Raw genomic sequence first — 664 nt, 5'->3', positions numbered from 1 at the left:
CCACGATAGGAAAGTAATCTGGATTCTCCAATAGATCGCGCAAAGCAGCCTCCTGCTCGGTACGTTGCCACTGGAAAGCATAATTGTCAGGGATAAGATCTGCGATGATGCGTCCGGTATTACTGGGCTTAAATACTTCCCCCTGATAGAGAATAAAACAAAATGCACAAGCAGCCTCAACAACGGGTCGCTCTGCACAGATGCAATGATGCTCAACTAATAGGCATGACGGGCACCTTTCTAACTTGCTACCACGAGCAGAAAAAGGCCGATGTATCTTTTTACTCTGCTCATCTCGTAATTTTGAGACTGCATTAAGGTGCATAACTCTCCGACTTCTTTGCAATTTTAAGGATTCTAATGACTGAATTGTAAACCATAATAAAACACGCACTTAGGCGTTTTACAGGCTGGTCTGCTTAGTTTAACTTTAATGGCATCTTAATTACTTAATAATTCAAACCTTTTTATTAAACGAATCCGCCCTTCCAGATAAGCCAATCACGATTTAGTATCACTCAATTTGACTTCAAGATTTTTCACGTCATTATTAAGCACATGACAAGCTCAGAAACTAAACGCCCTTATCAAATCTCCAATCGTGCTGAATCAACTGCTCAAACTATTTGTGGCCGCGACTGAATTATACCTCTGGAAGTGATGA

General features: G+C 41.0%; 1 protein-coding gene. It reads right to left on the bottom strand.

The genetic code is table 11. The annotated features are described in order from the left end of the window. Positions 1 to 325: DTW domain-containing protein (locus A3757_RS21025; RefSeq protein ID WP_156506468.1), on the bottom strand; the 325-nt coding region annotated here is incomplete at its 3' end. Positions 326 to 664 lie beyond the last annotated feature (339 nt).

The sequence above is a fragment of the Oleiphilus sp. HI0117 genome (assembly GCF_001635235.1).
Note: the sequence above shows the minus strand (reverse complement) of the source record. Positions and strands in the feature narration are given on the sequence as shown.